Raw genomic sequence first — 10102 nt, 5'->3', positions numbered from 1 at the left:
TCTATGGATCCCAGACCGGAGAGCGCTAGTGCAGCTCCTGCGCCTGAGAAGGCGAAACTCGTCTCTGGCAGAAGTCAAGACGGCAGTCTGCAAGCCCGTGTACTGATTGTGGATGATAGCTACATGGTGGCAGAGATGCTGTCCAACTTTTTGGGCAAGCAGGGCTGCAGTATTTCTTATGCTTTGGATGGCCTCTCCGCGCTGGAGCAAATTCGCCGCCAACCCCCAGATCTGATCATTGCCGATTGGGTCATGCCCTCCCTGAACGGCCTAGACCTGTGCCGTCAACTGCGGCAACTGCCGGAATATGCTTGGGTGTACTACATCATTATGACTGCCCGCGAGGGCAACGATAGCATGGAGCGGGCTTTGGAGGCAGGTGCCGATGAGTTTCTTTCCAAACCCTTTCAGGCTGCAGAGCTGCTGACGCGGGTGCGGGCAGGGCTGCGCATTGTAGAAAGTCGCCGCCAGCAATATCTGCTCAAAACCGGGCAAAAATCTACTCCCTCTCCCCCCAAGTCAATTGGCTTGGAGGTGGGTAGCCGTCAAGATTTGGTGGCTCGTTTGCCGCTGCGGGTGGCCCAGGCCCGTGCCCAATCGGAACCCCTCAGCTTGTTTGTGCTGCGCTTGGCCAACCTCGGTTCTCTGGCACAAGGGCTGGATGCTGACGGTCGGGGTGCTCTTCTCAAGCTGTTTAGAGAGCGCCTGGCCAATAACCTGCGCGATGGAGACGACCTGTTTTGCTACGACGAGGGGCAGTTTATCATTCTGCTGCCGGGGAGCACCTTGGCTGCTGCGCAAATGGCTGCCGAACGCTGCTGTCAGCGGATGATTCAGGATCCCTTTGTGGTGAATGGGCGGGCGCTGCCGGTGCAGCTCCAGTTTGGAGCGGCCAGCCTCATGGACAGCGATGATCCCAAGGGGGTGGCTCTGTTGCGTCGGGCTGCCCAGGCTATGCGAGATAGCAGGAATGTGCACAGCTCGGTGGTGACCGCTCCCCATCCCATCCCAGTTTCCGACCGCGTCAGCGGAACGGAGTCCTCAGAGCTGCTGAAACGCCTGCAGCGTCTGGAAAAAGAAAACGCCGAACTGCGCCGAGAGCTGGAGACTCGCCTCAGGCAGATTGAGGATCTCCGCCAACACCATCAAGAGCTGAGTCGAAAGATGCAGGCTCCTGCACCGGAACTGTCCACAGCGGGATCCCTGGCCCGCAGACCCTTGCGCTTGCGGCGGCGAAAACTCCGGCAGCTTTGTCTGAAGCGTCAACTGAGCCGCAGAAGACCGCGCCTGGCCTTGGGGCGGCTGAGCAGGTAGTGATGGGCTGAGCGAACGGGAGAGACGGAAGGGAGGTGCAAAAGGCTATGATGGGCATTCTTCAGGGTCAAGTGGCCGGATCTGGGATCTGGAGACCAGCAGGAAGATGGTTCCTAAACAACATTGAGCTCATCTTGACGGCGGTAGGAATAGGGGTGATTCTGCTAAGTGGTTTTGTGGCCAGCCGCAGCGCTTTTTCGCTAGAAACGGCAACGGCGGTCAGCGCCACTTTGGTGGGGGTTATCCACGGGATCCTCTTTTGGCTGTTGCGACGGCGGCAGAGACAGGTGAGGCGGGAGGCAATCGGGCAAATTCGGGAAATGCTAGAAGATTTGGGCAAAAACCGCCTGCAAACCATCAAGATGAGCTTGTACATGGTGCAGGCGCGTCAACCGGAACAGGAAGAGCGAACCCGACAAAGCTTTGACCGCGTTTATCAGATCCTGGCGGAGATGAGCACCTTGATCGACCACATTTCGGAAGAATCGTTGGCCGGCTGGCGCCATCGCTACCGCCAGACTCTGCAGCGGGTTGAGTCGGAGTCTCAGTAGTTTTTAAATCGTCTTTAAATCTTGAGTGGCTTAAGGGATCCCTTGAGGAGTTGGCTGAGCCGGTGGACGGTCGGATTTCGGGAAGCACCCAATTGCTCGGTCTAATCGGGGATCCGGTGGCCCACAGCTTATCCCCAGCCATGCACAATGCTGCTTTGGCAGCTATGGGGGAAAACTATTGCTATGTGCCGTTTCCGGTGGCTCCAAAACACTTGGCGGCGGCGGTGGCAGGGCTGGCGGCCATTGGGGTGCGGGGGTTTAATGTGACGATTCCTCACAAACAGGCCATTCTCCCTTTGCTCGATCAGATTGAATCGCGGGCAGCAGCGGTGGGGGCGGTGAATACGGTTTACCCCTTGCCAGAGGGCGGGTGGGCGGGCACCAATACCGATATCGATGGCTTTGTGCAGCCTTTGCTGGGTCTGGAAAAAGGGATCCCCACCCTCATTCTGGGATCCGGGGGGGCAGCGCGGGCGGCCATCCAGGGCTGTTTGGAGTTGGGGCTGGGGCCGGTGCGGGTGGCAGGGCGATCCCCCAACTCATTGCTGGCCTTGCAACAGACCTGGCCTCAGGTGGAGACGGTGAACTGGGCGGAGTTGAATTGCTACCTGTCTCAGACGCGGCTTTTGGTCAACACCACCCCCGTGGGCATGCACAAGCCGGGATCCCCCGCCGGTCAAGGGCTTTCCCCCCTGAGCCGGGAGCAACTGGGCCTGCTGTCTCCAGGTGCCATCGTCTACGACCTGATCTATGTGCCGGATCCCACTCCTCTGCTGCGGATGGCCGCCGAGTTGGGACATACCCCCATCAGTGGGCTGGAGATGCTGGTTCACCAGGGGGCCAAGGCCCTGTCGCTTTGGCTGGGAGGCAAGCCTGTGCCAGTAGAGGTGATGCGGCAGGCAGCTCAACACCAGTTGGCCCAGGTTTAGGGTCACTCCAGGCCAGTTGGAAGCCCTCTCTCAAGGTGTAATGAGATAACAACAACTACCGGGCTAGCAATCCAAGGTTGTTTCCCGCTCCCAGGGCGTGATCTGACGGTTGTATTCCTGCCACTGTTGGCGTTTGAGCTTGAGGTAGGCATTTACAAAGGGATCCCCAAGCCTGCTGCGGAACAGGGTGTTTTGGTCTAAATGGTTGAGGGCTTCGACCAGAGAGCCGGGCAACGTTGGGGCATTGGGGAGGGGATCCGTGTAGGTGTTGTTGTCGCAGCGGGGGCCAGGATCCCGTTGGTGTTGGATCCCGTCCAGGCCGGCGGCAATGAGACCGGCAGCCAAAAGATAGGGATTGGCGGCAGCATCGGCCAAACGCAATTCAAACCGCCCGGCATCCGGGATCCGAATGGCGTGGGTGCGATTATTGCCGCTGTAGCTGATCGTATTGGGAGACCAGGTGGCCCCAGAGAGGGTGACAGGGGCATTGAGGCGACGATAAGAATTGACCGTCGGGTTGGTGAGGGCACACAAAGCAGGTGCATGGTGTAGTACCCCGCCGATGAAGTGATAGGCCAGTTGAGAAAGCCCCAATTCCCCTTGAGGATCGGCAAACAGGTTTTGTTCGCCTTGCCAAAGAGAAATATGGGTGTGGCAGCCGTTGCCTGTCAGATGAGCAAAGGGTTTGGGCATGAAGGTAGCTCGATAGCCATGCTCTTCGGCAATGCTTTTCACCATGTATTTGAAAAAGGCGTGGCGATCAGCCGTAACTAGGGCATCGTCAAACCGCCAGTTCATTTCAAATTGGCCGTTGGCATCTTCGTGATCGTTTTGATAGGGATCCCAGCCCAGCTTCTGCATGCCATCGCAGATGTCCCGGATCACCGAAAAACGCCGCATCAAACTTTGCTGGTCATAGCAGGGCTTGGCCTGCTGGTCGCGCTCATCGGAAATGGCCCACTCTTCGGGCGACAGAAGCATGAACTCGCATTCGATCCCCGTCTTGACTTGAAAGCCCATAGCTTCTGCTTGGGACAACACCTTCTTCAATACCCAGCGGGGGGTTTGTGGCAAGGGATCCCCGTTGACCTGAATTAGATCGGCAGGCATCCAGGCCACTTCCGGCTGCCAGGGCAGTTGAAACAAGCGCTCGCGCTCCGGCTGGGCAAACACATCGGGGTCTGCAGGCGTCAAGTCCAACCAGGCAGCAAACCCGGCAAATCCAGCCTGACCCTCTGCCATGAAGTCGATAGCTGAGGCAGGCACCAGCTTGGCCCGTTGGATCCCAAGCAGGTCGGTAAAAGAGAGCAGAAAGTAGTTGATCCCTTGGGCGCGGGCAATTTCAGAAAGCGGCTGTGTCATGCACCCAAGCTAGGTCTTGGCCTCAGGTAGAGGTGTGTCTTTCCGCACAAAAATAGATCTTTATCAAAAGAAACGGCCAGGAAGACAAACACCGCCATTTGTATTCGCCCAGGGTTGCGCAGCAATGGGAAAATTCTCCCCTGGCCAACAATTACCCGTTGATGTTCCTTCCCGCTTTTGAGTCAGCCCAGATGGTTGCCAAGGCGGGGTGGAAGTTGAATGCCAAGAGGGCCAGCAAGCCATCGTTTCGAGCAGTACCTCTGGGCATGAAGGCCGGGGCGTCTGCGCCGTGGCTCCCTCAGTGAAAGTGAATTAGGATGGGAAAGCGTGGTTTTGCCGTGTCGGCCCGCTTGTTCTTCTCTTGGGTAGATCTGGAGCAGCGTAGATGGCAGTTTACGAGGGCAATTTTGTTCAGACGGAGGATCTGCGTCTGGCCATCGTCATCGGTCGGTTTAACGACCTAATCACCGGCAAATTGTTAGAAGGGTGCCAGGACGCGCTGAAGCGGCATGGTGTGGATGTCGGCCCGGAGAGCAAGCAGGTGGACTACTACTGGGTGCCCGGCAGTTTTGAGGTGCCTTTGCTGGCCCACCAACTGGCCCAATCTCGCCGTTATGACGCCATCATCTGCCTGGGGGCAGTGATTCGCGGGCAAACTCCCCACTTCGACTATGTGGCGGCGGAGGTCTCCAAAGGCATTGCAGCGGCAGGATTTCGTACCGGAGTGCCGGTTATTTTCGGGATCCTCACCGCCGATACCCTGCAGCAGGCTCTGGAGCGGGCCGGGGTCAAGAGCAACAAAGGTTGGGAATACGCCATGAGTGCCCTGGAGATGGCTACTCTGATGCGCCAAGTTGCCCCCGTGCTCCAAGGCAGCTACGGCCACAGCGGCAACGGGGCCGGATCCCGTCCGTCTCTGCCCGGTGGAGCGGAAGCCCTGCAGTCTACCCTGGACAGCGCTGCTTATTGACGGCGGGTGAGGCGAGTCAGCACTTCGTTGGAACGCTGCACAAAGGCCCGCACGGCTGCCGGGTCAAAGCTTTTCTGGGTAATCAAAGCCAGATCGTAGATGTGATTGCAGATGAGGTGAACCAAGTCGGGATCCCGACCCTGATCGGCAAGAGACTGCAGGTTTTGGATGAGGGGATGGGCCGTGTTCAGAACCAGGGTGTGCTCTTCCAGAAACTCCAGCGGCTTTTGCTGGATGACGGCGTTGAGCTCCTGCAGGCGCCGCAGCGTCTCCGGCAGCAAGATCATGGCCGGAACCGACTCCGATTTAAGGGCTTCTGCTTGGATCTGCAACTTGTCTTTGCCCAGGGCTTGTCGGAAGAGATCGATCAACTTTTGGCTGCGGGTTTTTTGCGTTACCGGGTCAACAATTTCGGCGGCTTTGTCTTTATCCACCAGCGTTTCATCCAGCTCAGAGTCCACCCGCTTAAATTGGATCCCTTCTTCTTTGTATTCCCGCTCCAAAAAGCTGCTGAAGTGGCTGTCGATCCAGCTATCCAGCATGATCACTTCCAGTCCTTGAGAGCGGTGGAGATCGATGTAGGCACTCTGGGCAGCCTCATCGGTGGCGTAGTAAACTCGCTTGTTTTGCTTGTCGCGGGTGCGCTCCAGGTACGCTTTCAGGGTCACATATTCGGGTTTGTCAGCAGGGGATCCGGCCACTCGGAAAATGAGAATATCCTTAATCTGGGCAAAGAACTTGTCGTTGTTCATCGCCCCAAACTTCATAAAGAGGCTGATGTCGGGCCAGACCTTGACGTATTTTTCGTAATCTTCCCTGTACAGTTCATTGAGACGATCCGCCACCTTTTTGGCAACGTGATCCCCAATGCGTCTTACGGTGCGGTCATTTTGCAAGAAGCTGCGAGAGACGTTGAGGGGAATATCCGGACTGTCGATGGCCCCCCGCAGAGGTAGGAGGAACTTGGGGATAACTTCCTCACAGTTATCTTGGACAAAGACTTGATTGCAGAACAGCTTGACTTGACCCTTGGTGGGATCAATATCCGGGCGCAACTTGGGGAAATAGAGGATCCCTTGCACGATGAAGGGATAGTCGGTGTTGATGTGCACCCAGAAATGGGGATCCTCTTGAAAGGGATAGAGGTAGCGATAAAACTCTAGGTAATCCTCATCTTTGAGTTCGGAAGGTGAGGTTCTCCACAGGGGCTTTTGCTTGTTGATCACTTCCCCGTTTAATTTGATGGGAACGGGGATGAAATCGCAGTATTTACGAACCAATTCCCGAATGCGGCTTGGCTCCAGGTATTCTTCGTTTTCGGGGGTGATGTAAAGGGTAACGGTGGTGCCGATGCTGGAGCGCTCAGAATCGGAGAGGGTAAAAGTAGTGGTGCCGTCACAAGCCCACTTCACCGGCGTGCTGCCGGGCCGATAGGAGAGGGTGTCGATCTCCACCCGCTGCGACACCATAAAAGAGGAGTAGAATCCTAGACCAAAGTGGCCAATGATTGCTTGCTCTGCGTCTTTGCCCTTGTACTTTTGAATGAACTCTTCAGCGCTGGAAAAAGCCACCTGGTTGATGTATTTTTTCACTTCCTCGGCAGTCATGCCAATGCCGTTATCGGCCACCGCTAAGGTCTTGGCCTCCTTGTTGAGGGCAATCGTGATCTCCGGCTCTGGGAGATCTGCCACTTCGCCGGCAAGGCTGGCCATCTTCAGCTTGGTGATGGCATCAGCAGCATTGGAGATCAGCTCCCGCAAGAAGATCTCTCGATCCGAGTAGAGAGACTGCTTGATGATGGGAAAGATGTTCTCGGTGTGGATGGTGATGGATCCCTGTTCCAGCACGGTCATAGGTGGCTCAGCACTCAAACAAGCTCAGTGCTAATCTACAGAGACCGAAAAGTCCCCGACAAGCAGGCTCTTTTTCGGAAATCCGCACTCGCAACCGAACCGGCTCTCTAGAGCTGAGCTGCTCCGGGCGGAGCTTGGGCTTGGCCGTTGGCGTCAGTGGTGCGGAGCGCTTCATCCAAAGCAAGTTGTTGGGCCCAATCCTGGCCGATCCGAATGGTGACGTCGGAGTTGAGAACGCCGGTGGACTCTACCCGCATCTCTCCTAGGCCAATGGCGGCGCGGATCTGTTTAGCCCCCTCCCGATCCCCGCTCTGGGCGAGGATCTCCGTTTGCTGCAGCACCTGGGTGCTGTCTTCCACAGCAAAAGCATGGACGTATCCTTGCCTCACCAATTCTTGCACCATACGGCGGGCCATCCCCGGCTCTCCGGTTGCGTTTTGCACGGCTATGCGCAGGCGGTGTGGAGGAATGCGGGCTACCTCTGCCTCCAGGCCAAAGTGGGAGACGGCCACCCGTCGGATCCCGGCTGGATCCGGCAGCCAGTAGCTGGTGGAAAATTCTCCCGGCTGGCTGAAGCGGCCCGGCAACAGCACCAGGTCGATGCGATCGCCCCCAGAGGTGAGGACAAACTTGGCCAAGCTCAGAACCTCTTCCCAGGTGAGGTTGGTATCGAGGTTGGTGCGGACGACCTGCAAAATCTTCGGGATCCGCGGCCAGACGGCAGGAGAGAGCAGTTCCCGGCTCAGGGCCCGCAGCAATTCCTGTTGCCGTTGCACCCGACCGATATCCCCCAATCCCAGGTGATCGCGGCGAAAGCGGGCAAAGTGGTGGGCTTGTTCCCCGTTGAGGCGTTGCCAGCCGGGTTCCAGGTGGATAAACAACTGCTGGGTGTGATCCACGTATTGCATCGGTTCCGGCACGTAGATTTCCACGCCGCCCACCGCGTCGATCAGCTCTTCCAGAGCATCGGTATTGAGGCGAATGTAGCGGTCAATCGGGATCCCACCCATCAAGTGGCTGACCACCTGGGCCGCCAGCGCCGGGCCCCCTGCCAAGTTGGCAGCATTGATCTTGGTCACGCCAAAGCCAGGCAAGCGCACACGAGTGTCGCGGGGGATGGACAAAACGGTAATCCGCCGCGCCTGGGGATCAAAGCGGGCCAAGAGAATGGTGTCGCTGCGGGTGTGGAAGCGATCTCGCTCTGTGGGCAAGGGCAGGGTGGGATCCGGGTTGTCCGTGCCGAGAATGAGGATATGCAACGAGCGATCCAGAGCCGCAGCCCGTAAGGCATCGGGACGGAAGGCTTCTTGCTCTGCAGGAGTGAGGGAAGTTGGGATCACCTGACGGGGCAACATCACGGCCAAGAGGGCACCGGCAGAACCCGCCAACACAGCCGTGAACCCCAACAACAGCCAGAGGATCCCCTGACGAATAGCCTGCTGACGAGCTGCGCGGACACGGTCAGGACGGGGGGGATAGTGGAAGGAGGGCATCAGGTCAGACCAGGCCTCGCGAGCGCGTACAGGAAAGGGTGTACTGTCTGGGTGGTGTTGCCAACCCCACCAATTCAAGGCCATGTTACCCTATCCTCAGTTTTCAGAGTTGTCTGGATCCAACTTCAGCGAGGTAGCAGTCGCCACAGGGGGATCCCTGCAGCCGTTGTCGGGAAAGTCAGAGGTGCATCTTTGGCTGCAGACAGTCCCCCCGTTGGAGAAGTTGCTCCCCCAGCTCGGCCTTCTTTCCCCTGAAGAATGTCGGCGGGCAGAGCGTTTACAACTGCCGGCAGATCGGCGCCGCTTTCTGGCCGGTCGTCTTGGGTTGCGGAGCTTGCTCAGCCGCTACAGCGGCATTCCGCCCCAGGGGATCCCCCTCGACCACAGTTCTACCGGCAAACCCTACTGGCGGGATCCACCCCTGCCGCTGCAGTTCAACCTCAGCCACTCCCACGAGCGCGTCCTGATCGGCCTGAGATGGCAATACCGCATTGGAGTGGATCTGGAATGGGTTCGACCTGTGCTCCGCTGGCAGCGCATCGCCCAGCGCTACTTTTCGGCTGCTGAGCAGGGCCGTTTGGCCAGCTGTCCAGCTCCAGAGCGGGATGCCCTTTTCTTTCAAATGTGGACACAAAAGGAGGCGCTCCTGAAGGGAACAGGCAGGGGTCTGGCCGGCTCCAGAGCTTTGGACGGGGACTCTTGCTGGGTAACCCTACCCCTTCGGGTTGCCGGTGGCTACGTCGCTGCGGTAGCCCTTGAAATAAGGAAAGACGGAGAGGAAGCCCCAGCCGTGCGGCTCTACGAGGATGTGGATGGCTAGACAGGGCAGAAGGGAATCAAAACCTCTCCGCCTAGAGATGCTATCTTGAGTTTCCAGGCTACTCGCAGAGGAGTGAGAAGGGAGGAGTGAGAAGTGAGAAGGAGGAATCTCTTCTCTTTGCTCTTTTCTCTCTCCTCGTTGCTCTTTTCTCTTTGCTCTTTCCTCTCTCCTCGTTGTTGCAATGTTAAACAGGTTCTGTCATTTCCTGGTGCTGGGAATTTGGCTATCGGTTCTCATGATTGGGATCCCGCATCCGGTATGGGCGCGGGATCTCTCCAGACAAACGCCGCAGGAGAAGGTGGTTGAGTTGGGTACTGCCGACAATCAGTTGGTGTTTGTGCCCAAGGAACTGTCTTTTCGCAACGGCAGCCTCTACCGTCTCCGCCTGAGCAACCCCAGCCAACTGAAGCACTATTTCAGCGCCAAGGATTTTGCCGATGCCGTCTGGACCCGCAAGCTGGACGTGGCCGGCGTGGAAATTAAGGGCCAGATCCGAGAATTGGAACTGAAGCCAGGCGCTTCGGTGGAGTGGCAATTTATTCCCCTGAAATCTGGAGTCTACGCTTTGGTTTGCACCATTCCCGGCCATGCAGAAGCAGGTATGGTGGGGCAGATTACCATCGGCGATTGAGATCCTCTTCCTAGGCTACCCGGCCAAAAGGGGATAGAAAAGAGAAAGACGCTGCCAGGCCAATCCATGAAAAACCCGCTCACGCCCAAAGCCCTTCGCGCTGCCGACGCGAACGCGGAACACTCGACTCGGGGATGCCAGGCAGCTTCCCCTCGAAAGAGCAGGCCCCCCCTTTCGGA

Annotated in this window: 9 protein-coding genes; 6 read left to right on the top strand and 3 right to left on the bottom strand. The window is 57.7% G+C overall.

Translation table 11 applies throughout. The features are described 5' to 3' along the window. The 3 genes from NW819_RS05235 to NW819_RS05225 form a co-directional block, all read left to right on the top strand. Positions 1-1314: response regulator (locus NW819_RS05235; protein ID WP_414413105.1), on the top strand; the 1314-nt coding region annotated here is incomplete at its 5' end. A 47-nt stretch (positions 1315-1361) separates the two neighbouring features. Further along, positions 1362-1865 (top strand): hypothetical protein, encoded by a 504-nt coding sequence (locus NW819_RS05230; protein ID WP_414413104.1) that lies wholly within the window; start codon positions 1362-1364, stop codon positions 1863-1865. Positions 1866-1927: 62 nt separating this feature from the next. Next, positions 1928-2794 (top strand): shikimate dehydrogenase, encoded by an 867-nt coding sequence (locus NW819_RS05225; RefSeq protein ID WP_011432639.1) that lies wholly within the window; start codon positions 1928-1930, stop codon positions 2792-2794. A 63-nt stretch (positions 2795-2857) separates the two neighbouring features. Here NW819_RS05225 and glnT read toward each other — a convergent pair whose 3' ends face one another. After that, positions 2858-4156: a type III glutamate--ammonia ligase gene (gene glnT, locus NW819_RS05220; RefSeq protein WP_414413103.1), complete on the bottom strand. Its 1299-nt coding sequence runs from the start codon at positions 4154-4156 to the stop codon at positions 2858-2860. A gap of 385 nt (positions 4157-4541) precedes the next feature. Between glnT and ribH the strand changes: the two genes are divergently transcribed. Continuing rightward, positions 4542-5126: a 6,7-dimethyl-8-ribityllumazine synthase gene (gene ribH, locus NW819_RS05215; protein ID WP_011432636.1), complete on the top strand. Its 585-nt coding sequence runs from the start codon at positions 4542-4544 to the stop codon at positions 5124-5126. Here ribH and htpG read toward each other — a convergent pair. Together htpG and NW819_RS05205 are read right to left on the bottom strand one after the other, a co-directional pair. Next, positions 5120-6979 (bottom strand): molecular chaperone HtpG, encoded by a 1860-nt coding sequence (gene htpG / locus NW819_RS05210; protein WP_414349755.1) that lies wholly within the window; start codon positions 6977-6979, stop codon positions 5120-5122. The genes ribH and htpG overlap by 7 nt on opposite strands. 107 nt (positions 6980-7086) lie before the next feature. Then, positions 7087-8556, bottom strand: coding sequence for an LCP family protein (locus tag NW819_RS05205; RefSeq protein ID WP_414413102.1), 1470 nt, complete (start codon positions 8554-8556; stop codon positions 7087-7089). On the opposite strand from NW819_RS05205, the gene NW819_RS05200 reads away from it, so the two are divergent. Both NW819_RS05200 and NW819_RS05195 read left to right on the top strand, forming a co-directional pair. Next, positions 8555-9292 (top strand): 4'-phosphopantetheinyl transferase family protein, encoded by a 738-nt coding sequence (locus NW819_RS05200; protein ID WP_414413101.1) that lies wholly within the window; start codon positions 8555-8557, stop codon positions 9290-9292. The two genes, NW819_RS05205 and NW819_RS05200, sit on opposite strands and share 2 nt — an antisense overlap. Before the next feature lie 208 nt (positions 9293-9500). Next, a complete protein-coding gene (locus NW819_RS05195; protein ID WP_414413100.1) occupies positions 9501-9923 on the top strand; it encodes a plastocyanin/azurin family copper-binding protein in 423 nt (140 codons plus the stop codon). The last annotated feature ends 179 nt before the right edge of the window (positions 9924-10102 follow it).

It is taken from the genome of Synechococcus sp. R8-2 (assembly GCF_047461715.1).
Lineage (GTDB): Bacteria > Cyanobacteriota > Cyanobacteriia > Thermostichales > Thermostichaceae > Thermostichus.
The sequence above is the reverse complement of the archived record's forward strand: the minus strand, read 5'-3'. Positions and strand labels throughout refer to the sequence as shown.

Coding starts and splice junctions, on each gene's coding strand:
- htpG (WP_414349755.1), bottom strand. CDS start 6,979: ATGACCGTGCTGGAACAGGGATCCATCACCATCCACACCGAGAACATC.
- glnT (WP_414413103.1), bottom strand. CDS start 4,156: ATGACACAGCCGCTTTCTGAAATTGCCCGCGCCCAAGGGATCAACTAC.
- NW819_RS05230 (WP_414413104.1), top strand. CDS start 1,362: ATGATGGGCATTCTTCAGGGTCAAGTGGCCGGATCTGGGATCTGGAGA.
- NW819_RS05205 (WP_414413102.1), bottom strand. CDS start 8,556: ATGGCCTTGAATTGGTGGGGTTGGCAACACCACCCAGACAGTACACCC.
- NW819_RS05200 (WP_414413101.1), top strand. CDS start 8,555: ATGTTACCCTATCCTCAGTTTTCAGAGTTGTCTGGATCCAACTTCAGC.
- ribH (WP_011432636.1), top strand. CDS start 4,542: ATGGCAGTTTACGAGGGCAATTTTGTTCAGACGGAGGATCTGCGTCTG.